The organism is Streptomyces sp. RPT161 (assembly GCF_027533845.1).
In the GTDB taxonomy this organism is placed as follows: domain Bacteria; phylum Actinomycetota; class Actinomycetes; order Streptomycetales; family Streptomycetaceae; genus Streptantibioticus_A; species Streptantibioticus_A silvisoli_A.
Genome location: NZ_JAPZVN010000001.1, coordinates 163124 through 185064 on the forward strand (window position 1 = coordinate 163124; position 21941 = coordinate 185064).

Annotated in this window: 23 protein-coding genes; 5 read left to right on the top strand and 18 right to left on the bottom strand. The window is 70.1% G+C overall.

Annotation, left to right across the window (positions count from 1 at the left end):
- Positions 1 to 51: 51 nt before the first annotated feature.
- Positions 52 to 1077 (top strand): LLM class flavin-dependent oxidoreductase, encoded by a 1026-nt coding sequence (locus O5O46_RS00650; RefSeq protein ID WP_269853180.1) that lies wholly within the window; start codon positions 52 to 54, stop codon positions 1075 to 1077.
- A 32-nt stretch (positions 1078 to 1109) separates the two neighbouring features.
- Here O5O46_RS00650 and O5O46_RS00655 read toward each other — a convergent pair whose 3' ends face one another.
- Positions 1110 to 1502 carry an SCO5389 family protein gene (locus O5O46_RS00655; protein ID WP_269853181.1) on the bottom strand — a complete coding sequence of 131 codons (393 nt, stop codon included), beginning with the start codon at positions 1500 to 1502 and terminating at the stop codon, positions 1110 to 1112.
- Positions 1503 to 1767: 265 nt separating this feature from the next.
- Here O5O46_RS00655 and nucS point away from each other — a divergent pair, with 265 nt between their 5' ends.
- Positions 1768 to 2427 carry an endonuclease NucS gene (gene nucS / locus O5O46_RS00660; protein ID WP_269853182.1) on the top strand — a complete coding sequence of 220 codons (660 nt, stop codon included), beginning with the start codon at positions 1768 to 1770 and terminating at the stop codon, positions 2425 to 2427.
- Positions 2428 to 2612: 185 nt separating this feature from the next.
- On the opposite strand, the gene O5O46_RS00665 is transcribed toward nucS, so the two are convergent.
- From O5O46_RS00665 to O5O46_RS00680, 4 genes are all read right to left on the bottom strand, one after another.
- Entirely contained in the window at positions 2613 to 5033 is a 2421-nt protein-coding gene (locus O5O46_RS00665; protein ID WP_333482316.1) for an ATP-binding protein, read from the bottom strand.
- A gap of 255 nt (positions 5034 to 5288) precedes the next feature.
- Positions 5289 to 5612: an STAS domain-containing protein gene (locus O5O46_RS00670; RefSeq protein ID WP_269853184.1), complete on the bottom strand. Its 324-nt coding sequence runs from the start codon at positions 5610 to 5612 to the stop codon at positions 5289 to 5291.
- 189 nt (positions 5613 to 5801) lie between these two features.
- A complete protein-coding gene (locus tag O5O46_RS00675) occupies positions 5802 to 6650 on the bottom strand; it encodes a 3-hydroxyacyl-CoA dehydrogenase family protein (protein WP_269853185.1) in 849 nt (282 codons plus the stop codon).
- Positions 6651 to 6731: 81 nt separating this feature from the next.
- Positions 6732 to 7373, bottom strand: coding sequence for a TetR/AcrR family transcriptional regulator (locus tag O5O46_RS00680; RefSeq protein WP_269853186.1), 642 nt, complete (start codon positions 7371 to 7373; stop codon positions 6732 to 6734).
- A gap of 79 nt (positions 7374 to 7452) precedes the next feature.
- Here O5O46_RS00680 and O5O46_RS00685 point away from each other — a divergent pair, with 79 nt between their 5' ends.
- The 3 genes from O5O46_RS00685 to O5O46_RS00695 all read left to right on the top strand — a co-directional run bounded on the left by O5O46_RS00685 (position 7453) and on the right by O5O46_RS00695 (position 9727).
- Complete coding sequence (locus O5O46_RS00685) at positions 7453 to 8235, top strand: ABC transporter ATP-binding protein (protein ID WP_269853187.1); 783 nt, start codon at positions 7453 to 7455, stop codon at positions 8233 to 8235.
- A 9-nt stretch (positions 8236 to 8244) separates the two neighbouring features.
- A complete protein-coding gene (locus O5O46_RS00690) occupies positions 8245 to 9000 on the top strand; it encodes an ABC transporter permease (RefSeq protein ID WP_269853188.1) in 756 nt (251 codons plus the stop codon).
- 154 nt (positions 9001 to 9154) lie between these two features.
- Positions 9155 to 9727, top strand: a complete 573-nt coding sequence (locus O5O46_RS00695) for a cob(I)yrinic acid a,c-diamide adenosyltransferase (protein ID WP_269853189.1) — start codon at positions 9155 to 9157, stop codon at positions 9725 to 9727.
- A 60-nt stretch (positions 9728 to 9787) separates the two neighbouring features.
- Here the strand turns inward: O5O46_RS00695 and O5O46_RS00700 are convergent, their stop codons facing one another.
- The 13 genes from O5O46_RS00700 to O5O46_RS00760 all read right to left on the bottom strand — a co-directional run bounded on the left by O5O46_RS00700 (position 9788) and on the right by O5O46_RS00760 (position 21899).
- Positions 9788 to 10234, bottom strand: a complete 447-nt coding sequence (locus tag O5O46_RS00700; RefSeq protein ID WP_269853190.1) for a DUF2550 domain-containing protein — start codon at positions 10232 to 10234, stop codon at positions 9788 to 9790.
- A 112-nt stretch (positions 10235 to 10346) separates the two neighbouring features.
- Positions 10347 to 10721, bottom strand: a complete 375-nt coding sequence (locus O5O46_RS00705; RefSeq protein ID WP_269853875.1) for a F0F1 ATP synthase subunit epsilon — start codon at positions 10719 to 10721, stop codon at positions 10347 to 10349.
- A gap of 114 nt (positions 10722 to 10835) precedes the next feature.
- Positions 10836 to 12278 carry a F0F1 ATP synthase subunit beta gene (atpD, locus tag O5O46_RS00710; protein WP_269853191.1) on the bottom strand — a complete coding sequence of 481 codons (1443 nt, stop codon included), beginning with the start codon at positions 12276 to 12278 and terminating at the stop codon, positions 10836 to 10838.
- Positions 12279 to 12280: 2 nt separating this feature from the next.
- Positions 12281 to 13210, bottom strand: a complete 930-nt coding sequence (locus O5O46_RS00715) for a F0F1 ATP synthase subunit gamma (RefSeq protein WP_269853192.1) — start codon at positions 13208 to 13210, stop codon at positions 12281 to 12283.
- A 2-nt stretch (positions 13211 to 13212) separates the two neighbouring features.
- Entirely contained in the window at positions 13213 to 14784 is a 1572-nt protein-coding gene (gene atpA, locus O5O46_RS00720) for a F0F1 ATP synthase subunit alpha (RefSeq protein ID WP_269853193.1), read from the bottom strand.
- A gap of 114 nt (positions 14785 to 14898) precedes the next feature.
- The gene (locus O5O46_RS00725; RefSeq protein ID WP_269853194.1) at positions 14899 to 15714 is read right to left on the bottom strand and encodes a F0F1 ATP synthase subunit delta; all 816 of its coding nucleotides are present in this window, start codon (positions 15712 to 15714) and stop codon (positions 14899 to 14901) included.
- A complete protein-coding gene (locus O5O46_RS00730) occupies positions 15711 to 16253 on the bottom strand; it encodes a F0F1 ATP synthase subunit B (RefSeq protein WP_269853195.1) in 543 nt (180 codons plus the stop codon). The genes O5O46_RS00725 and O5O46_RS00730 overlap by 4 nt, the downstream gene beginning before the upstream one ends.
- 41 nt (positions 16254 to 16294) lie before the next feature.
- Positions 16295 to 16546, bottom strand: a complete 252-nt coding sequence (atpE, locus tag O5O46_RS00735) for an ATP synthase F0 subunit C (protein WP_269853876.1) — start codon at positions 16544 to 16546, stop codon at positions 16295 to 16297.
- A gap of 89 nt (positions 16547 to 16635) precedes the next feature.
- Entirely contained in the window at positions 16636 to 17427 is a 792-nt protein-coding gene (gene atpB, locus O5O46_RS00740) for a F0F1 ATP synthase subunit A (protein ID WP_269853877.1), read from the bottom strand.
- Positions 17428 to 17721: 294 nt separating this feature from the next.
- Positions 17722 to 18132, bottom strand: coding sequence for a hypothetical protein (locus tag O5O46_RS00745; protein ID WP_269853196.1), 411 nt, complete (start codon positions 18130 to 18132; stop codon positions 17722 to 17724).
- Between the two features lie 269 nt (positions 18133 to 18401).
- The gene (locus O5O46_RS00750) at positions 18402 to 19745 is read right to left on the bottom strand and encodes an MraY family glycosyltransferase (RefSeq protein WP_269853197.1); all 1344 of its coding nucleotides are present in this window, start codon (positions 19743 to 19745) and stop codon (positions 18402 to 18404) included.
- Positions 19746 to 19862: 117 nt separating this feature from the next.
- Positions 19863 to 21158, bottom strand: coding sequence for a serine hydroxymethyltransferase (gene glyA / locus O5O46_RS00755; protein WP_269853198.1), 1296 nt, complete (start codon positions 21156 to 21158; stop codon positions 19863 to 19865).
- Positions 21159 to 21257: 99 nt separating this feature from the next.
- Positions 21258 to 21899 (bottom strand): arsenate reductase/protein-tyrosine-phosphatase family protein, encoded by a 642-nt coding sequence (locus O5O46_RS00760; protein ID WP_391858228.1) that lies wholly within the window; start codon positions 21897 to 21899, stop codon positions 21258 to 21260.
- Positions 21900 to 21941 lie beyond the last annotated feature (42 nt).

Consider the following 21941-nt stretch of genomic DNA (forward strand, 5'->3'; position numbering starts at 1 on the left):
CGCGTTATTGCCACTGGGGAGCCTCGCCGGGCGAGGAGAGGTGAATCAACAATGCGCGTAGGGGTATTCGCGCTCTCGGCCCAGTTCCCGGGTCAGGGCCACACCGAGGCGCTGCACCGTACGCTGCGCACCGCGGATGCCGCCGAGGCCGCCGGGCTCGACGCCGTATGGCTGGCCGAGCACCATTTCATGCCGTACGGGGTGTGCCCGCAGGGCGCCACGCTGGCCGCGATGCTGCTCGGCCGCACCCGGCGGATCGGCATCGGCACCGCGGTCAGCGTGCTGCCCACCGCCCATCCGGTCACCCTCGGCGAGCAGGCCGCGCTGCTGCATCTGACCTCCGGCGGGCGCTTCACGCTGGGCGTCGGCCGCGGCGGCCCCTGGCAGGACCTGGAGGTCTTCGGCACCGGGCTGGCCGCCTACGAGGAGGGCTTCCCCGAGGCGCTCGACCTGCTGCTGCGCTGGCTGCGCGAACCACGGGTCAGCGCGGACGGGCCGCGCTACCGGTTCCGCGAGGTCCCGGTCGTACCCCGCGCCGACGAGTTGGAGGAGTCGTCAGGGCCGCCGGTGGTGCTCGCCTGCACCTCACCCGCGAGCGTACGGCTCGCGGCGCAGCGCGGTCTGCCGATGCTGCTCGGCATGCACTGCGGGGACGAGGAGAAGGCGGAGATGACCGCGCTGTGGCGCAACACCGCGCTGGCGCTGGGACGTTCACCCGAAGAGGTGGCCCGGGTAGCGCATGTCTCCGCCGGGCTGGTGCAGTTGGCGGACACCGAGCGGGACGCCGTGGAGATCCTGACCAAGGCGATGCCGGAGTGGCTACGCCAGGGGCTCGCCGCGCATGTGACGGTGGACGGCCGGGCACGGCGGATGCGGGACGTGGAGGAGTACACGGAGTTGCTGTGCCGACTGCACCCAGTGGGCACCCCCAGGCTGTGCGCCGACCGGCTCGCCGCGACCGCGGAGCGCACCGGGATCAGCCGCTTCGCGCTGCTCGCCGAGGGCTCCGGCGATCTGACCGGTACTGAACTGAACGTGGCGCGACTGGGCAGCGAAGTACTCCCGCTGCTGACATAGCAGCGGGAGACCCAAGGCGGCGCTGTACGGGCTCAGCAGTCCCTCAACTCGGGGGACTGGTTGAGCAGTTGGGCCCGCACCGAGGTGAAGCGGGCGTACGTGGGGTCGGCGGAGGAGTCGAGCGGGAAGACGGCGACCCGATGGCAGTTCTGGAATGCGAGACGGACCCCGAAGTGCCGCTGCAAAGCGCCGCGCATGGCGTCACTGGCAAGCGCGCGCAACAGCTGGCCGCGCGCCTGCTCGTCCGGCGGCGGAACCAGGTTGTCGGCGAAGTCGCCGCCGTCAACCTTAAGTTGGGCCACCAGTGAGCTGATCAGCTCCCATGCGTACGGCAGGGAGGTCCGGACGCAGTCGACGAATTCCGCTTCGTCGACCTCGCCTCGCTCGGCCTGTTCGAGGAGGGCCGGTGAGACGTCGAGCGACATGGGTTCTCCTCTCGCGACCCCGCGCGGCGCACGGGGCCTAACGGATGTCGGAGGGAAGCCACCGAAATATCTCCCGCACGGCGGACTCCCGCTACCCACGGTAGGTGGATCGGTACTGCCGCACCAGAAGCTTGCGCCCACAACCAGCCAACCTCGGGTGCCCGCCCTGTCCCCGAATGCGCATCCTGTCGCCGGCCCGTTCCAGGTCCCGGACGACCAAGATCAGAATGCGCGGCGGGGGCAGGTTCGAGTAGCGTTGCGGACCGTGCGTCTCGTCATTGCTCGTTGCTCCGTGGACTACGCGGGTCGGCTCACCGCCCACCTGCCGTCGGCGCCGCGACTTCTGCTGATAAAAGCCGATGGCAGTGTGTCGATCCATGCGGACGACCGCGCCTACAAACCCCTCAACTGGATGTCGCCGCCGTGCACCCTCAAGGAGGGGGACGGCGTGTGGACCGTGGTCAACAAGGCGGGGGAGAAGCTCATCATCACCTTGGAGGAGGTGCTGCACGACTCCTCCCACGAACTGGGTGTGGACCCGGGCCTGATCAAGGACGGTGTGGAGGCGCACCTCCAGGAACTCCTCGCCGACCGCATCGAGACCCTCGGTGAGGGCTGGACGCTCATTCGACGCGAATACCCCACGGCCATCGGCCCGGTCGACATCCTGTGCCGGGACGCCGACGGCGGCACGGTCGCGGTGGAGATCAAGCGGCGTGGCGAGATCGATGGTGTGGAACAGCTCACCCGCTATCTTGAACTGCTCAACCGCGACCCGCACCTGGCCCCGGTGAAGGGCGTCTTCGCCGCCCAGGAGATCAAGCCGCAGGCCCGCGTACTGGCCACGGATCGTGGCATCTCCTGCGCGGTCCTGGACTACGACGGCCTGCGCGGCATCGAAGACGACAAGCTGCGGCTTTTCTAGGGCTTCGGGGGCGTGGCGCCCTCGCCCTGGTTTTTTGGGGCTACGCCCCCAAGCCCCCGGTGGCGAAGGAACGCCCCGGGGGCTTCGCTTTCCGCCCCCGCAGGGGGTATTGGGGGCCCCAAGCCCGCCGCAAAAGACCACCGCGGCGGCGCCCCCGTCTCGAACTGCCTCCGGCCCCGGGGGCGTTACGCGGTGCTGCCGCTGGGGGCCGCGCTGGGCTTCGCTGGACCGCCGCTGGAAGCGGGCCCGCTCATCGACTCGCTGGGCGCCGCACCGCTGGCCGTCGTGGACGTGCCGGTGCTCGGGGCCACCGGGGATTTGGACGGCGACGTCGGGGGCGCTGGCGAACTCGGCGTCGCTGTGGGCGGCTTGGACGGTTGCGATGGCGATGACGGCGGCGTCGAGGGCGGTGGCGTCTTCGAGGGCGGAGGGGTCGACCCGGTACCGGTCGGCGAGGTCGGCCCACTGGACGGCGCCCCGCTGGACGACACCGTGGGGCTCGTCGACGCACCGTGCACCGGGGAGCCGGACGGCGGCGTGTGCCGCGGCGTACCGCCTCCGGTCGACGGCTGCCCGGCCGGCAGATCACCGTCGCCGTTGGTGTCCTGGGTGGCCGATTCCGAGGTGTTGACATTCATCGGCGCGTTCTGCTCGGACTGGTGCCCGGACGTGGCGCCGAGCGTCACGACCGTCCCGAGCACGGCGACCAGCACCGCCCCCGCCCCCGCGGCGATGAGGTTGCGGCGCGATCCGGCGAGCGCGCCGAGCCGCCGCCGGGACGGCGCCTCGGCGGCGAGCTGTGGGGTGACCACGGTCGGCGCCGTCCGTTCCACCGCGAGCGGCGGCCGCACCGTCAGCGGCGACTGGGAGGCCTCACTGCGGGAGACCGGGATCTCCTCCGCGGACTGGGTGCGCACCGGCGACGGCCCGGCCGCCCGGTCGGTGACCAGCGCGAGCGTGCGCCGCCCGACGATGGTGCCCTGCCGGTCGGCCAGCACGCCGCGCATGCCGATGGACGCCTCCAACTCGGTGCGCGCCCGCTCCAGATTGCCGGTGCACAGCGCGAGTACGCCCAACTCATGGTGGAAGTAGGCCTCTTCACCCACCTCGCCGGCGAGCCGCGCGGCCTCCTGCCCGATCCGCAGCGCACGCTCCCACGCGCTCCAGTTCAACGCGGCGGCGAACGCCGGTGCGGCGGTGTGCGCCAGCAGCACCGCGGCGCTGGGGTGGCCGCCGTCGCGGCTCGCGGACATCGCGGCGAGGATCGCGTCCGCCTCGGCGGCGACCCGTTCCGCGTCCACCGACGGATGCCCCGCCCACCACGCGTAGTGCTGGGCGGGTGCCTGGGCACGTTCCCGCTGCCCCGCGTCGCCTCCGGCGGTGAGCTGCTGGAGCACCCCGGCGGCCAGCCGGAAGTGCGAGCCCACGGGGGTGGCGAGCCCGCAGTCGACGAGTTCGGCGAGCGCCGTGTCGGCGTGCGTGTCCCCGACCAGCGCGGGCAGATGCGACTGGTGCGGGCACTCGCCGCCGAGCGCGATGGCGAAGGCGAGCGCCTCGGCGGCGTTCTCGCTCAGCCGGGAGGCGAGCAGTTGGGCCGGTGCGGCGCTCTCCGCCAGCGAGGGCAGCGCGGCACGGCCGCGTACCGCCTCGGGGTCGAACGGGTTGTCGTCCACCCGTTCCGCGGACCGCTCGGCGTCCTCCGCCGCGGACTTTCGAGCCGCCTCGCGGTGCCGCAGCAGCGCGGCGGCCTGGACGAAGCGCAGCGGCAGACCCTCGGACTCGAACCACAGGTCCGACGCCCAGGCGCGCTCCTCTTCGGTGAGCGAGCGCTCGACGGCCCGCTCCAGCAGTTCCGTGCAGGCGGCCTTGGACAGGCCGGGCAGGAAGACCTCTTCGAGGTGCGAGTCGGGCGAGGGGGCGGCCACCTCGGGGGTGGCGGAGATCAGGAAGGCGCATTCCGGGGCGGCGGCGAGGAGTTCCTCCAGGGCCGCGCCGCCGAACTCGATGTCGTCGAGTACGACGACGGCGCCGATGTCGGCCGCCAGCTCACGCAGCCGCGGCCGGTCCGGACGGTGGCCGTCCGCCCGGTAGACCATTGTGTAGAGGTCGTACAGCAGGTCAGCGGGGGTGCGCCGGTAGCCGGACAGACGGATCACGCCGTCGGGCGCGAGGCCCGCGCAACGGTCTGCTGTCACGGCCAGCAACGCGGTACGGCCGGAGCCCGAGGGCCCGGTGACCCGTACCGAACGGCCCCGGCCGAGCAGCCGTACCAGCCGCTCGATCTCCTCCGACCGCTCCAGCAGCGGCGGCCCCGGCGTCGGCGTACCGGCGGAGGCCACCGGCCGGGCGGAGGGGATACTGCCCACACCCCGAAGACCATGGGAGAGATCGCGGGCCGCCCGCTGCTCGGGGGTTCGGCGAGCGGCCGGGGATATCCGGCCGGGTGGGCACAGCACGACCTCGCTGCCGTCTATCGGGTTGACGGTCAGGAGGTACTCCCCCGCCACCACCTGCGCGACCCGCGCGGTCCCCTGGGCACCGGTCCCGTCGGCGAGCGGTGGGCGCGGCGGCCGCCGGGTCGACAGGGTTTCCTCACCACCGGTCACCGGTCGCTCCCCTGGCACCGGCGTACCGGAGGCTTCGTGGTCCTCGGGGCCACGGCTGTGTGGTTCCATCGTCTCCGCCCCCCATAGCGACTCGCGTACGGGATGTCGTACCGGAAGCCCGTACGTCCGAACTTGGGACCGGCCCGGTTGCCTTTGCGACGGCGTGCCGGACGGCACGCCGGGAACCGAACCCTACTGTGTTCTCCCCCGGACTGTGACACCACCGGTCGGCATCGCCGGAACCGGCCCCCGGCGCTAGGGGCGAGCCGACGGATCCACCGTGACACCCCGCTCGATGGTGAGGATCCGGTGCAGCCGCGTGGCCACCAGCAGCCGTTCCATCTGCGGGGGCACACCGCGCAGCACGAGGCGGCGGTTGGCACGTCCGGCGCGCCGGTGCGCGCCCATGATCACGCCGAGGCCCGTGGCGTCCCACGAGTCCAGTTCGGTCAGATCCAGCACCAGGTCCCCGTGGCCGGAGTCGACAGCGGAATGCAGGACGGTACGGGCGTCCGCCGCGCTCCGGACGTCGAGGCGGCCCCCGACGCTGAGCTGGGCATGGTCGCCCCTGATGTGCATGCGCGCTCCCAAGGTGTGTGGATCCCCGTGGTCCGTACCGATCGTCTCTCCAGTCTCACCGCAACTGACGATTCGTCGCATCCAAGGGTTGCCGTCCGTGAGCGAACCGATACCGAATTCACTCGTCGGGGTGAAGGCGCGAGTGCCAACGCGGTTGTCCGCACTGGCACGGACGCACCGTCCGCCGCTTCAGTAGCGGTAGAAGCCCTGGCCGCTCTTGCGGCCGATGTCACCGGCGTCAACCATGCGCCGCATCAACTCCGGCGGGGCGAACTTCTCGTCCTGGGACTCGGTGTAGATGTTGCCGGTGGCGTGCAGCAGGATGTCGACGCCGGTCAGGTCGGTGGTGGCCAGCGGTCCCATGGCGTGGCCGAAGCCGAGCTTGCAGGCGATGTCGATGTCCTCGGCGGAGGCCACACCGGACTCGTAGAGCTTGACGGCCTCCACCACGAGGGCGGAGATCAGCCGGGTGGTGACGAAGCCCGCGACATCGCGGTTGACGACGATGCAGGTCTTGCCGATCTCCTCGGCGAAGGACCGGGCGGCGGCCAGCGTCTCGTCGCTGGTCTTGTAGCCGCGGACCAGCTCGCACAGCTGCATCATCGGCACCGGCGAGAAGAAGTGCGTACCGACGACGCGCTCCGGCCGCTCGGTCACCGCGGCGATCTTGGTGATCGGAATGGCGGAGGTGTTGGAGGCGAGGATCGCCTCCTCGCGCACCAGCTTGTCGAGGGCGCGGAAGATCTCCTGCTTGACCTCGATCTTCTCGAAGACCGCCTCGACGACGATGTCGGCGTCGGCGACCGCGTCGAGGTCGGTGGTCGTGGTGATGCGGCCGAGCGCGGCTTGCGCGGCGTCGGCGTCCAGCTTGCCCTTGGCGACGAACTTCTCGTACGACGCCTGGATCCCGCCCTTGCCCCGGGCCAGCGCCTCGTCGGTGACATCGCGCAGCACGACCTCGTAGCCCGCCTGGGCGGATACCTGTGCGATGCCGGAGCCCATGAGACCGGCTCCGATGACGGCGAGCTTCTTCGCCACGACACACCCCTCCATTTGACGTCTTTGGGCGGACCTTAACGTCCGTTCACCACTGCGCGCAGTATGAAGAGGCTCGCGTCACTATGTGTTCTTCACCGCATAGTTGAGGACGCGCTCGCCCAACAGGTCCTCCATCTCGTCCAGCACGGCGAGCGCCTCGCGGGAGACCTCGGCGGGAGCGCGTCCGGCGACCATCTGCGCGCCGATGTACTCCATGAGCGTCCGCTGCAGCCAGGCGAGTTGGGAGCCGACCAGCAGCGGCAGCGGATCGTCGGGGGCGGCGCCGGTCTCCTCGCGCAGCGTGCGCTCGACGGCCCGCATGACCTCCTGCTGCAGATGGGCGAGCCGGGCCTTGAGGGCGGACGAGCCGTCCACGACACGCATGAAGCGGTCGTAGCCGTCCATCAGCCCTATGGCGGGCGAGACCTCCTCCACCTGAGCGCGCAGTTCACGCAGTACGGCCACGGCGGCCGACTCCCCCTTGTCCCGGCCGCGTACGTACCGGGGCAGCCGGTCGATCAGGCCCGCGCTCCGGTCGAAGAACAGGTCCTCCTTGGCGGGGAAGTAGTTGTACACGGTGTTGACGGAGACCTCGGCGGCCTCGGCGATCTCCGCGATCGTCACCGCGTCGAACCCGCGCTCCAGGAACAGCCCGGTGGCGATGTCCGAGATGTTCTGCCGCGTCCGCCGCTTCTTGCGCTCCCTGAGCCCCTCTGCCGCCATGCTCCCATCCTAGCTTCGCTGGGGTCCAGTAAATTTTGGTGGCATTGCAAAATTTAAGTGAGCCTGGTTTTCTTGCGCCATGGCAGTCATCAGCACGGCCGGGCTCGCCCGGACCTTCGAGACCAGACACGGACCGGTACACGCGGTCCACGGCATCGACCTCACCGTGCCGGCGGGCGAGATCCTCGGCTTCCTCGGCCCCAACGGCGCCGGGAAGACCACCACCCTGCGGATGCTCACCACCCTGCTGGCACCGACCGGCGGCGCCGCCACCGTGGCGGGCCACGACCTGGTCCGCGACCCCCGCGGGGTACGGAGGGCGACCGGCTACGTGGCACAGTCGGGCGGTGTCGACCCGACCGTCTCGGTACGGGAGGAACTCACCACCCAGGGACGCCTCTACGGCCTGACCCGCAGCCAATCCACCGCACGAGCCGAGGAGTTGGCGGACCGGCTCGACCTGACCGGGCTGCTGGACCGCAGGTGCGCCGCACTGTCCGGCGGGCAGCGGCGACGGCTGGACATCGCCATGGGCCTCACCCATCGGCCCGCGGTGCTGTTCCTGGACGAGCCGACCACCGGACTCGACCCGGGCAGCCGCGCCGACCTGTGGGACACGGTCCGGCGCGTCCGCGCGCAGTGGGGCACCACCGTCTTCCTCACCACGCACTACCTGGACGAGGCCGACGCGCTCGCCGACCGCCTGGTCGTCGTCGACCAGGGCCGGATCGTCGCGGAAGGCACGCCCGCCGCGCTGAAGACGCGGTACGCGGGCTCGCCCGACGCGAGCCTGCACGACGCCTTCCTCGCCATCACCGGGCGTGCCGCCACGCCACCGGATGCCGCCCCCGTAGCCGTCTAGGAGCCCTCGTTGACCACCTTCGTCTCCGACACCGCGCTCGTCTTCGGGCGGTACGCCCGGCAGACCCTGCGCTCCCGCACGCAGATCCTCTTCGGCGCGCTGATGCCGCTGCTGTACCTGCTGTTCTACGGGCCGCTGCTGACCGGCGTGCCACTGGCACCGCACGGCGGCTCCTGGCAGGTGCTGGTGCCCGGCCTGCTGCTGCAACTCGGGCTGTTCGGCGCCGCGTTCAGCGGTTTCGGCCTCCTCATCGAGAAGCAGCACGGCGTCGTGGAGCGGATGCGCGTCACGCCGGTCAGCCGACTGGCGCTGCTGCTCGGCCGGGTGCTGCGGGACGCGGCACTGCTGGTCTTCCAGGCCGCGCTGGTGGTCCTGGTCGCGCTGGCGATGGGGCTGCGGGCGCCACTGCTCGGCATCCTGATCGGTTTCGGCTTCGTCGCCGCGATGACGGTGTCGCTCGCCTCGCTGTCCTACGCGCTGGCGATGCGGGTCGCCACCCCGCAGACGTTCGCCCCGCTGGTCAACGCCGTCAACCTGCCCGCGATGCTGCTGTCGGGCCTGCTGCTCCCGATGTCCCTCGCGCCCGGCTGGCTCAACGCCCTCTCCCACCTGATGCCGCTGCGCTACCTGGTCGACGCGGTACGGGCCGCCTTCGTCGGCGACTACGACGGCACGGCCATGCGGTACGGGGTACTGGTGACGGCGGCCCTGCTCGTGGCCTCCGTCACCACCGGCACACACCTCTTCCGCAAGGCGGGGGCGTAGAGAGTCCTTTGGGGCTTGCCCCGAGAGAAGACCGCCGCGGCGGCGAGCAACCCGGCGGCGCGTCCCGGCAGCGCAAACAGCGTCCATCAGCGGCCTACGGCCGCGGGCGCACCGCCACCCCACCGCCGGAAACCGCCGGAGGCATACTCGTGCCATGGTCAATCTGACACGTATCTACACCCGGACCGGCGACGACGGCACCACCGCGCTCGGCGACATGAGCCGGGCGCCCAAGACCGACCCGCGGATCGCGGCGTACGCCGACGCCAACGAGGCGAACGCCGCGATCGGCGTGGCGATCGCGCTCGGCGCCCTGCCGGAGGAGGTCACCACGGTCCTGGCCAGGGTGCAGAACGACCTGTTCGACGTCGGCGCCGACCTCGCCACACCGGTGGTGGAAGACCCCAAGTACCCGCCGCTGCGCGTCGAGCAGAGCTACGTCGACAAGCTGGAGGCGGACTGCGACCGCTTCCTCGCGGACCTGGAGAAGCTGCGCAGCTTCATCCTCCCCGGCGGCACCCCCGGCGCCGCACTGCTCCACCAGGCCTGCACCGTGGTGCGCCGTGCCGAGCGCACCACCTGGGCGGCACTGGAGTCGCACGGCGACACGATGAACCCGCTGACCGCGAAGTACCTCAACCGCCTGTCCGACCTGCTGTTCATCCTGGCCCGCACGGCCAACAGGGAGCAGGGGGACGTGCTGTGGGTGCCGGGAGAGAACCGCTAACCCGACACGGGGGCCGGGGCGTGCCGTCTGATCCGGCTCGCCCCGAGCGCCAGAAGGCGGCTAGGCCACGTTCACGCGCTGGCCTGGAGGCGCCGCCTCCAGCCAGGCCAGAAAGCCCGTGAGGGCATCGTCGCTCATGGCGAGTTCGAGGCGCGCGCCTCGATGGGTGCAGACCAGCACGACCGCGTCGGAGAGCAGCGCCAGCTCCTCCTCGCCCTGCGGGGTGCGGCGCTGGATGACCTCGATCGCGGAGCGCTCCAGCACCCGGCGCGGGCGCGGGGCGTAGGAGAAGACCCGGAACCACTCGACGCGGTCGCCGCTGTACCGGGCCACGCCGTACACCCAGCCCTTGCCGGTGGGCTCGGCGGCCGTCTCCCCGACGGACCGCAGACTGCAGTCGAAGGTGCCGCCCGGCCGCTGGATCAGCCTGCGGCGCAGTCCGAAGACGAAAAGGCCGATCGCGGCCACCGCGACGGCCAGTCCGAACAGCTGCAGAGCGAGGACCACGCCGACTGACCTCCTCGCCTTCAGGTCCGGTGTGCCCGGACACCTTTACAGACTGCCCCTACTGCGGCCGGGCCGCGGACCCCGTTCGGTGGTCCGCGGCCCGGCTCACGTATCAGTACGTGCCGGTGGCGACACGCAGTCGCGCGGCGGCCTTCACTTCGGCCTGCGCGTCCGCCTCCGCCTTGGCGACCTCGAGCTCGCGCTCGGCGCGCTCGACGTCGATCTCGTCCGCCAGCTCGGCGATCTCCGCGAGAATCGAGAGCTTGTTGTCCGAGAACGAGATGAACCCACCGTGCACCAGCGCGACGACCGGGCCGTCGGCGGTGCGGATGGTCACCGGACCGAACTCCAACACACTGAGCAGCGGCTGGTGGCCCGGCATGATGCCTACGTCGCCCGACACCGTGCGCGCGACGACGATGTTGGCTTCACCGGTCCAGACCTTGCGGTCGGCGGCGACCAGCTCGACGTGCAGCTCGGCCAAGATGGCTCCTCGGGTCTCCACCCACCGCTGCCGGCAGGTGTTGGGTCACAGGATAACGGGGTGCGAGACGGGGGCGGGACCAGCCCGCCCCCCATCACACGTGCGAAGCGTCAGGCGTCAGGAGACGCCCAGCTCCTTCGCGTTCTTCTTCAGGTCCTCAAGACCACCGCACATGAAGAACGCCTGCTCCGGGAAGTGGTCGTACTCACCGTCGGCGATCGCGGTGAACGCCGCGATCGACTCGTCGAGCGAGACGTCCGAACCGTCCACGCCGGTGAACTGCTTCGCCGCGTGGGTGTTCTGGGACAGGAACCGCTCGATGCGGCGGGCGCGGTGGACGGTGAGCTTGTCCTCCTCGCTCAGCTCGTCGATACCGAGGATCGCGATGATGTCCTGGAGGTCCTTGTACTTCTGCAGGATGCTCTTGACGCGCATCGCGCAGTCGTAGTGGTCCTGCGCGATGTAGCGCGGGTCCAGGATGCGGGACGTGGAGTCCAGCGGGTCCACCGCCGGGTAGATGCCCTTCTCCGAGATCGGCCGGGAGAGCACCGTGGTCGCGTCGAGGTGCGCGAAGGTGGTCGCCGGGGCCGGGTCGGTCAGGTCGTCCGCCGGAACGTAGATCGCCTGCATCGAGGTGATCGAGTGGCCGCGGGTCGAGGTGATGCGCTCCTGCAGGATGCCCATCTCGTCCGCGAGGTTCGGCTGGTAACCCACCGCGGACGGCATGCGGCCGAGCAGGGTGGACACCTCGGAACCGGCCTGGGTGAAGCGGAAGATGTTGTCGATGAAGAACAGCACGTCCTGCTTCTGCACATCGCGGAAGTACTCCGCCATGGTCAGACCGGCCAGCGCGACCCGCAGACGGGTGCCCGGGGGCTCGTCCATCTGACCGAAGACCAGCGCGGTCTTGTCCAGAACGCCCGACTCTTCCATCTCCTGGATGAGGTCGTTGCCCTCACGGGTGCGCTCACCGACACCGGCGAACACCGACACACCCTCGTGCAGCTTCGCCACACGCATGATCATTTCCTGGATGAGGACCGTCTTGCCGACGCCCGCACCACCGAACAGACCGATCTTGCCGCCCTTGACGTACGGGGTCAGCAGGTCGACGACCTTCAGGCCGGTCTCGAACATCTCGGTCTTCGACTCAAGCTGGTCGAAGGCCGGGGCCTTGCGGTGGATCGGCCAGCGCTCGGTGACCTCGGAGGCCGCCTCCGGCTCGTTCAGGATCTCACCGAGGGTGTTGAACACCCGGCCCTTGGTGACATCGCCGACCGGCACCGAGATGCCCGCGCCGGTGTCGATCACCTCGGCCTGGCGGACCAGACCGTCGGTGGGCTGCATCGAGATCGCGCGGACCATGCCGTCGCCCAGGTGCTGGGCGACCTCAAGGGTCAGCGTGCGCTTCTCCCCGGCGTTGGCCGGGTCGGCGACCTCGACGTGGAGCGCGTTGTAGATCTCGGGCATCGCGTCGACGGGGAACTCCACGTCGACGACGGGGCCGATGACCCGCGCGACGCGGCCCGTCGCCGTAGTCGTCTCAACTGTGGTGGTCATGATTAGCGGTCACTCCCCGCGGTCGCGTCGGCCAGGGCACTCGCGCCACCGACGATCTCGCTGATTTCCTGGGTGATATCGGCCTGGCGGGCCGCGTTGGCAAGCCGCGTGAGCGACTTGATGAGTTCCTCGGCGTTGTCGGTCGCCGACTTCATCGCCCGACGGCGGGCGGCGTGCTCGGAGGCCGCCGCCTGCAGCAGGGCGTTGTAGACCCGGCACTCGACGTACCGCGGCAGCAGCGCGTCCAGCACGCCCTCCGCGGACGGCTCGAACTCGTACAGCGGCATGGGCTTGCCGCTGTGCGCCTCAGCCTCCTCGACCGCCTCCGCGGTCTTCTCCAGGCTGAGCGGCAGCAGCCGGTCGCCGACCGGTGACTGCGTCATCATCGACACGAACTCCGTGTAGACGATGTGCAGTTCATCGACGCCGCCCTCCTCCGAGCCCGCGACGACGGCCTCGATCAGCGGGTCGGCGACCCGCTTGGCGTCCGCGTACGTCGGGCTGTCGGTGAAGCCGGTCCACGAGTCCGCGATGTCCGTACCGCGGAAGTTGTAGTACGCCACACCCTTGCGGCCCACGACGTACGACACGACCTCCTTGCCCTCGGAGCGCAGCCGCTCCGTGAGCCGCTCGGCCGCCTTGATGGCGTTCGCGGAGTATCCGCCGGCCAGACCGCGGTCGCTGGTGATCAGCAGCACCGCGGCGCGCGCCGGGTTCTCCTTCTCGGTGGTCAGCGGGTGCTTGTCGGTGGAGCCGGTGGCCACCGCCGCCACCGCGCGGGTCAGCGCGGTGGCATACGGGGTGGAGGCCGCCACCGCGCGCTGCGCCTTGACGATGCGGGCAGCGGCGATCATCTCCATCGCCTTGGTGATCTTCTTGGTGGCGGTGACGGAGCGGATGCGGCGCTTGTAGACCCGAAGTTGGGCGCCCATGCTCAGCCCTCACCCAGCAGCTTGCCGTCCGAGGTCTCGAACTGCTTCTTGAAGGTGTCGACCGCCTCGGAGATGGCCTCGATGGTCGCGTCGGACATCTTGGCGCCCTCGCGGATGCTGGTGAGCAGCTCCTTCTTCTCGCGCTCCATCCAGTCCAGCAGCTCGCGCTCGAAGCGGCGGATGTCCTCCACCGGGACGTCGTCCAGCTTGCCGTTGGTGCCGGCCCAGATGGAGACGACCTGCTCCTCGACCGAGTACGGGGCGTACTGGCCCTGCTTGAGCAGCTCGACCATGCGCTTGCCGCGCTCCAGCGACGCCTTGGAGGCCGCGTCCAGGTCGGAACCGAAGGCGGCGAACGCCTCCAGCTCGCGGTACTGGGCGAGGTCCACCCGCAGGCGGCCGGAGACCTGGCGCATCGCCTTGTGCTGCGCGGAGCCACCGACACGGGAGACCGAGATACCCACGTTCAGCGCCGGGCGCTGGCCCGCGTTGAACAGGTCGGACTCCAGGAAGCACTGGCCGTCGGTGATGGAGATGACGTTGGTCGGGATGAACGCCGACACGTCGTTGGCCTTGGTCTCCACGATCGGCAGACCGGTCATCGAACCGGCGCCCATGTCGTCGGAGAGCTTGGCGCAGCGCTCCAGCAGCCGGGAGTGCAGGTAGAAGACGTCACCCGGGTAGGCCTCACGGCCCGGCGGGCGGCGCAGCAGCAGGGAGACCGCGCGGTAGGCGTCGGCCTGCTTGGACAGGTCGTCGAAGACGATCAGGACGTGCTTGCCCTGGTACATCCAGTGCTGGCCGATGGCCGAACCGGTGTACGGCGCGAGGTACTTGAAGCCCGCCGGGTCGGACGCCGGGGCGGCGACGATGGTGGTGAACTCCAGGCAGCCCGCCTCCTCCAGCGCGCCGCGCACGGACGCGATGGTGGAGCCCTTCTGGCCGACGGCGACGTAGATGCAGCGGACCTGCTTCTTCGGGTCGCCGGAACGCCAGTTGTCGCGCTGGTTGATGATCGTGTCGACGGCGAGCGCGGTCTTGCCGGTCTGCCGGTCGCCGATGATCAGCTGACGCTGACCGCGGCCGATCGGGGTCATCGCGTCGACGGCCTTCAGGCCGGTCTGCATCGGCTCGTGCACCGACTTGCGCTGCATGACCGTGGGGGCCTGCAGTTCGAGGGCGCGACGGCCTTCGGTCTCGATCTCACCGAGGCCGTCGATCGGATTGCCCAGGGGGTCGACAACGCGGCCGAGGTAGCCCTCGCCCACCGGTACGGACAGCACCTCGCCGGTGCGACGAACGGTCTGCCCCTGCTCGATGCCGCTGAACTCACCGAGGATGACGGTACCGACCTCCCGCTCCTCAAGGTTGAGGGCGAGGCCGAGGGTGCCGTCCTCGAACTTCAGCAGCTCGTTCGCCATGGCCGAGGGCAGGCCCTCGACGTGCGCGATACCGTCACCGGCATCGCTGACCGTACCGACCTCCTCGCGCGAGGCCGCGTCCGGCTTGTACGACTGGACGAATTCCTCCAGCGCGCTCCGGATCTCCTCCGGCCGGATCGTGAGCTCCGCCATCTGGGTTCCCTGCTCTCCTTGTTGGGCCCTAAGTATCTTTACGGCCCAACTCGGGCCGCTTCAGTGCTACGCGTGTTCTTCGGGGGCTGTCGCCAGCCCCCCATCGGTGGCTGGTCAGCCGGTCAGCCGCCGGGTCGCCTCTTCGAGGCGGCTGGCGACCGTGCCGTCGATGACCTCGTCGCCGACCCGCACGCTGATCCCGCCGAGGACCTCGGGGTCCACGTCCAGGTTCAGGTGCACTTGGCGGCCGTACAGCTTGGCCAGCGCCGCACCGAGACGCTGCTTTTGCTGGTCGGACAGTGGAGTCGCCGACGTGACCACCGCGACCAGCCGACCGCGACGCTCCGCGGCCAGCTTGGAGAGGGCGTCGAGCCCTGCTTCCAGGCTACGGCCCCGCGGATGTGCCACAAGACGCGCGACGAGGCGGACGGTGACGGGGTGCGCCCTGCCGCCCAGCAGCTTCTTGATCAGCTCGGCCTTGGCCGATCCGCTGGTTCCGCCGTCCGTCAGCACGGCACGCAGCTCGGGGGACGAGCCGATGATCCGCGCGGTGCGGAACAGCTCGTCCTCCACGTCGTCGAGCGCACCGGAGCGCTCGGCGGCGATGAGCTCCGCGGTGTCCGAAAGGTTCTCGACCGCGTCGACCAGGTCGCGCGACGCCGACCAGCGCGACCGGACCATGCCGGCGACCAGGTCGAGGGTCTCGCCGCTGACCTGGCCGGTCAGCAGTCGCCGGACCAGCTCCGCCTTCTCCTCGCCGCCCTGTGCGGGGTCGGTGAGGAGTCGGCGCAGCGACACCTCCCGGTCGAGCAGCGCCGTTACGGCAGCCAGTTCCTCGGCGAGCTGCGCCGCGTCGACGGACGTGTTGTCGGTCAGCGCGTCGAGCCGCTCGCGTGCGTCGGCCAGTGCCTCGCGGCTCGCTCCGCTCATCGCGTTGCCTCGGCCTTCTCCTCAAGCTCGTCGAGGAAACGGTCGATGACACCGCTCTGCCGGGCGTGCTCCTCAAGCGCCTCGCCGACCAGCTTGCTGGCCAGTTCGACGGCGAGCTTGCCCACGTCCTGACGCAGCGCGAGGGCGGCCTGCTTGCGGTCGGCCTCGATCTGGGCGTGGCCCGCGGCGATGATCTCCTCGCGCTGGCGCTGGCCTTCGCTGCGCATCTCGGCGATGAGCGCGGCACCCTGCTCCTGCGCCTCCTGGCGCAGGCGGTTGGCCTCGTGGCGAGCCTCGGCGAGCTGCTGGCGGTACTGCTCCAGCGTCGCCTGTGCCTCGGCCTGGGCGGCCTCGGCCTTCTCCATGCCGCCTTCGATGGCCTCGTGCCGCTGCTCCAGCACCTTGTTGATGCGAGGGAGCAGCACCTTGGCCAGGAAGCCGAAGACGATAAGGAAGGCGATCAGGCCGATGACCAGCTCCGGGATCGGCGGGATGAGCGGATTCTCCGCCTCGCTCGCCGCAGTCTGCAGGAGAGTCACATCGGGACCTTTCGTCTGTTAAGGGCTGTCGGTCGGCTCGGTCAGTTCTGACCGAACACGAACGGCATGACGATGCCGATGAGGGCGAGCGCCTCACAGAGCGCGAAGCCCAGGATCATGTTCTGACGGATCAGACCGGTGGCCTCAGGCTGGCGGGCCATGGCCTGGACACCGTTACCGAAGATGATGCCGATACCCACGCCCGGGCCGATGGCGGCGAGGCCATAGCCGATGGAGGCGACGGAGCCGTAGACGTGCTCCTTGCTGGCGGCGAGGGTGACGAGCTGGTCCATCATGTCGTTTTCTTCCTTAGTGTTTTTTCACAGCCGGTGGGCGGGCCACCGAGGGCGGGTCGGAGGTCTGGGGTGGACGCGGGCGTCCGTCAGTGACCGGCGATCGCGCCGCGGACGTAGTCCGAGGCGAGGACGACGAACACATAGGCCTGCAGAGCCTGGATGAACAGCTCGAAGAGGGTCAGTACGACGACCATCACGAAGGCGACGGCCGAGTACGCGATACCAATGCCGTTCAGCGTGTACCAGGCGCCGACCGTGAAGATCAGCAGGAGCAGGTGACCCGCGAACATGTTCGCGAAGAGTCGCACCGTGTGCGTGAAGGGCCGGATGATCGTGTTGGAGAGGAACTCCAGCGGGAACACCAGGAAGGCGACGGCACCGAGGCCCTTCTGGTAACCGCAGAGGCTCTTGATCCCTCCCACGAAACCGTGGCGCTTGAAGGTCAGCGTCATCCACGTCAGGTAGACGATCGCCGCGAGACCGGCCGGGAAGGCGATGATCGACGTGACCGGGAACTGGGCGACCGGGATGATCGCCCACAGGTTCATGATCCAGATGAAGAAGAAGAGCGAGACCATGAGGGGAACGAACTTCTCCCCCTCCTTGCGGCCCATCGTCTCGTGGACCACACCACGCCGTACGAAGTCGTAACCGGCCTCGCCGATCATCTGGAGCTTGCCCGGCAGCAGCTTCGGCTTGGCGAACGCCGCCCAGAAGAAGCCGACCACGATGATCGTGGTGAGCACGGCGAGCAGCATCGGCTTGTTGAAGTGGAAGCCGCCGACCGTGAACAGGGGCTTGAAGACGAAGGAGTTCAGGCCGGGAGACGGGAAGCCGCAACCGCTGAAGATGTGGCAGTTGGTCTCGAAGGCGAGCATCTGGGGGTCAGCACTCACCACGGGCTCCTTCGGCGGCTTGACGCATGGTTACGGCAACCTCGGTGTGTCGGCGTGACGCGTGGCCACGGTGCGGCACTGGACTGGTCTCACTGATCAGGGGGTGGGACCGCAGCGGGCCAAGAGGACCGGCGGTCAGCGGCAGCGGGGGCTGTCGCACCGAGTGATGGCGCGACGCGGCCCGGATCCGCACGTCCGCGTGCTGGCACGGACCATAGCAGGACGTGAGGAACACATAAGAACGGGGGATAGCCGTCCGGAAGCGGTTCGCCAAGATCACGGCTTGCGCTCCGCTACGGGCTGTACGTAGAAGGTCTTCGCCTTCAGGTGGCCTCGGGTCTGCCCGATGAGCCAGACCACGGTCGCGGCGATCACGGTGAAGGCGAACGCCCGGGGGCTGAGGAAGCTGACGCGCTGGAAGACGGCGATCAGGATGGCCATGGCCAGCAGCTGGGTCATGTACATCACCAGCCCGGCGGCCATGAACATCTCGGGGAACTTCTCCGCCGCCTTGTTCAGGCCGATCACGGCCAGACCGAAGAACAGCCCGGCCACGGCGACTCCGATCACGGAGCCGATCGCACCTTTGCCTCCGGCGAGGACGGTGCTGAGAACCACCGCGACCACCCCCACGGCGAACGTGGGAATCGCGGCGCTCCGCAGGATCCGGGCGTCGTTGGACTGCATGGGGGCGGCTCCGAAGTTGGAGTCGGGGGCGGGGATTGGGGCGATCGTACAACCGGGCGGAAGGCATTCTTCCGGCCGGAAGACCATCTCGGTGGGGTCTTTCGGCCGTCGTCCCTGTTTCGTGAACCGTATCACAAACTATTTGATGAGGTCTTTACCTACATCGTGTGCTCACAATCACACCTACGGGTGACAGATGAGCGCCTACGGCTGACAGCGGCTTTCGCGCCTGCTATGTGGCGAAAACAGGTAGTTCTGTCGGGTGGATTTCAGCGCGCGCTGCTGACCCGGCGGCGATCCGGCAGCCGCGAACGGTCGCCGATCGCGGTCGAGCCGTGCAGTCCGGGCACGGGCTGCCCGGTCGCGGCCGGCTCGGCGAGCGCCAGCTCGGCCTCCGCCTCGGCGGCCAGAGCCGCCGCCTTCGCGGCCCGCGCCGCCTGCCGCCGGCTGCTGCGGTAGCGCGGCGGAACGAAGGACTCCGCCCAACGCGGGGCCCGCGGCTTGAACCGCGGCAGCAGCAGCACGACCAGGCCGACCGCGCTCAGCGCGACGACCACCAGCACGATCCACAGGCTGGACGAACGCGCCGAGAACGCCACCGTGCCGAACGCGATCAGCGCCGACCAGAAGTACATGATCAGCACCGCCCGGCTGTGCGAGTGCCCGATCTCCAGCAGCCGGTGGTGCAGATGCCCGCGGTCGGCGGCGAACGGCGACTGGCCGTTCCAGGTGCGCCGCACGATCGCCAGCACCAGGTCGGCGGCCGGGATGGCGATCAGCGTCAGCGGCAGCAGCAGCGGGATGTACACCGGCACCATCGCGTGCACCGCCTCGCGCACCGAACCCGCGTTGCTGGTGATCACGTCCGGGTCCACCTGGCCGGTGATCGAGATCGCGGAGGCGGCCATCACCAGTCCGATCAGCATGGAGCCCGAGTCCCCCATGAAGATCCGCGCCGGATGGATGTTGTGCGGCAGGAAGCCCATGCAGATGCCGATGAGGATGGCACTGAACAGGGTCGCCGGAGCGGCGTTCTCCACCCCGTACCCGAACCACAGCCGGTAGGCGTACATGAAGAACGCGATCGCCGCGATGCCCACCATGCCCGCGGCCAAACCATCAAGCCCGTCAACGAAGTTGACGGCGTTGATGGTGATGACGACCAGCGCCACCGTCAGCAGCGTGGACTGCATCGGGCTGAGCGACACCGGGCCGATGCCGGGCACCGGCAGGTAGAGGATCGTCAGCCCCTGCATCACCATCACGCCCGCGGCGATCATCTGGCCGCCGAGCTTGATCAGCGCGTCCACGCCCCACTTGTCGTCCAGCACACCGAGCAGCCAGATCAGCCCGGCGCCCGACAGCAGTGCGCGCGGCTCGTTGGAGAGGTTGAACACATCACCGAGATTGGGCAGCGACGACGCCACCAGCAGCCCCGCGCACAACCCGCCGAACAGCGCGATGCCCCCGAGCCGCGGCGTCGGCTCCCGGTGCACGTCACGTGCCCGGATCTCCGGCATCGCGCCCGCGGCAATGGCGAACTTCCGCACCGGCCCGGTCAGCAGATACGTGACCGCCGCTGCGACGCAGAGTGTCAGGAGGTATTCGCGCACAGCGTCACACCTTATTCGCCTCCGAGCCGGGAGCGTGAACAAAGATGAGGACACACAGGAACCCCGAACGGTTCCACAGCGTCTTCACATTGATCACAGTGGTGATCGGCTGTCGCATCACAACCGGGTGTACGGCGGGAACGCGGCAGCCAGTTCGGCGGCCTCCCCCGCCACTCCCTCCTCTCCACGCAGCGCCCGCCCCAGCAGTTTCGCGATCCGTTCCATCTCGGACTCGCGCATGCCCTGGGTGGTCACCGCCGCTGTGCCCAGCCGTATCCCGGAGACCGAACCGGCCGGGGCCGGGTCGGACGGCAGGGCGCACTTGTCCAGCGAGATCCGGGCCGCCGCGCACCGCCCTCGGGCCACCAGGCCGGTCAGCCCGAGCGCGGAGACGTCGACGGTGATCAGGTGGGTGTCGGTGCCGCCGGTCTGCGGGATCAGCTCCTGCGCGCCGAGCGCCGCCGCGAGCACCTGGGCGTTGGCGACCACCTGGTGTGCGTAGCCCGCGAAGGCGGGCGTGGCGGCCTCGCCGAGGGCGACCGCGGTGGCCGCCACGGTGTGCATCTGCGGGCCGCCCTGGGTGAACGGGAAGACCGCGCGGTCGACGCGGTCGGCCAGCTCCGAGCCGCACAGGATGATGCCGCCGCGCGGGCCGCGCAGCGTCTTGTGCGTGGTGGCGCACACCACGTCGGCGTACGGCACCGGGCTGGGCGCGGCGCCGCCCGCCACCAGGCCCAGGGTGTGCGCGGCGTCCACGATCAGGTAGGCGCCCACCTCGTCGGCGATCTCCCGGAACGCCGCGTAGTCGATGTGCCGGGGGTACGAGGTGGAGCCCGCCACGATCGCCTTGGGACGGCGGGCCTGCGCCAGGTCGCGCAGCTGCCGGTAGTCGATCAGGCCGGTTCCGGGGTCCACCCCGTACCCGGTGAAGTCGAACCACCGGCCGGAGAAGTTCGCCGGGCTGCCGTGCGTGAGGTGGCCGCCGTGCGGCAGCGACATCGCCAGTACGGCGTCACCGGGCACCAGAAGGGCCGCGTACGCCGCCAGGACGGCCGAGGAGCCGGAGTAGGGCTGGACATTGGCGTGCGCGCAGCCGAACAGCGCACAGGCCCGTTCGATGGCCATCCGCTCGGCGAGGTCGACCAGTTCGCAGCCGCCGTGGTGGCGGTGGCCCGGGTAGCCCTCGGCGTACTTGTTGGCGAGCGGGGAGCCGAGTACCGCGAGCACCGCGGGTGAGGCGAAGTTCTCGGCGGCGATCAGCTGGAGTCCGGCGGTCTGGCGCTCGTACTCGGCGAGCAGGACGCCCGCCAGCTCCGGGTCCTGGCGGCGCAGTACATCGAAGTCCGCGGCGTGCGCGGCGGCGTACGGCGCCGTGTGGGCGTCCGTCTCGGGGCTGGTGCCGGCAACCGCCATGGATCCACGATAGGCGCGCCACCGCGGTGGCGCGCCTTGACCGTTAGGTCCGGGTTGCGGGGATTCTTCCGCGGAGCGCGCCCCGATCCCCGACGGCCCTCAGCTCACCCGTGACGGGACGCCGGTGAGGGCCGTCACGACCGGGTCCAGGGCGGAGTGGATCTCCGCGCCGATGTGGCGGAAGACGGTGACCGGCGCGCCGTACGGGTCGTAGACCTCGTCGTCCTCCGCGTTGGGCGCCTGGAGCCAGCCGCGCAGCGCCGCCGCCGCGCGGACCAGCGCGCGGGCGCGGTCGATCACGCAGCCGTCCGGCAGCGTCGCCGGGTCTATCGCCCGGACCAGCCGGGTGAACTCCTTGAGCGTGAAGGTGCGCAGGCCCGCCGCGTGGCCCATGGACACCACCTGGGCGCGGTGGTCGCGGGTGGCGGTGAGCACCAGGTCGGCCTCGATGACGTGGTCGTCGACGAGTTCCCGGCCGCGGAAGCCGTCCGGGTCCGCGCCGTACTCGCTCAGCACGGTGGCCGCGTGCGTCTCCATGGGCGCGCCGACATGGCCCCAGGTGCCCGCGCTGCGCAGCGCGATCTGGGACGCGCCGTCGCCCAGCCTGCGGTCGAGCTCCAGCCGGGTCAGCCGCTCGGCCATCGGCGACCGGCAGACGCTTCCGGTGCACACGTACAGCACGCGGAAACGGTCCTCCGCGTCAGTTCCGCCCGTTATGCCCCGCTCGTCAGGGCGGGTCAGCACCATGGGTCCGCCCCGCCGCGGTAACAGCTGCTGGTGCCG

Coding starts and splice junctions, on each gene's coding strand:
- glyA (WP_269853198.1), bottom strand. CDS start 21,158: ATGGCGGTTGCCGGCACCAGCCCCGAGACGGACGCCCACACGGCGCCG.
- O5O46_RS00695 (WP_269853189.1), top strand. CDS start 9,155: ATGGTCAATCTGACACGTATCTACACCCGGACCGGCGACGACGGCACC.
- O5O46_RS00685 (WP_269853187.1), top strand. CDS start 7,453: ATGGCAGTCATCAGCACGGCCGGGCTCGCCCGGACCTTCGAGACCAGA.
- O5O46_RS00670 (WP_269853184.1), bottom strand. CDS start 5,612: ATGCACATCAGGGGCGACCATGCCCAGCTCAGCGTCGGGGGCCGCCTC.
- atpE (WP_269853876.1), bottom strand. CDS start 16,546: ATGGACCAGCTCGTCACCCTCGCCGCCAGCAAGGAGCACGTCTACGGC.
- O5O46_RS00715 (WP_269853192.1), bottom strand. CDS start 13,210: ATGGGCGCCCAACTTCGGGTCTACAAGCGCCGCATCCGCTCCGTCACC.
- atpA (WP_269853193.1), bottom strand. CDS start 14,784: ATGGCGGAGCTCACGATCCGGCCGGAGGAGATCCGGAGCGCGCTGGAG.
- O5O46_RS00725 (WP_269853194.1), bottom strand. CDS start 15,714: ATGAGCGGAGCGAGCCGCGAGGCACTGGCCGACGCACGCGAGCGGCTC.
- O5O46_RS00745 (WP_269853196.1), bottom strand. CDS start 18,132: ATGCAGTCCAACGACGCCCGGATCCTGCGGAGCGCCGCGATTCCCACG.
- atpB (WP_269853877.1), bottom strand. CDS start 17,427: ATGCTCGCCTTCGAGACCAACTGCCACATCTTCAGCGGTTGCGGCTTC.
- atpD (WP_269853191.1), bottom strand. CDS start 12,278: ATGACCACCACAGTTGAGACGACTACGGCGACGGGCCGCGTCGCGCGG.
- O5O46_RS00680 (WP_269853186.1), bottom strand. CDS start 7,373: ATGGCGGCAGAGGGGCTCAGGGAGCGCAAGAAGCGGCGGACGCGGCAG.
- O5O46_RS00655 (WP_269853181.1), bottom strand. CDS start 1,502: ATGTCGCTCGACGTCTCACCGGCCCTCCTCGAACAGGCCGAGCGAGGC.
- O5O46_RS00650 (WP_269853180.1), top strand. CDS start 52: ATGCGCGTAGGGGTATTCGCGCTCTCGGCCCAGTTCCCGGGTCAGGGC.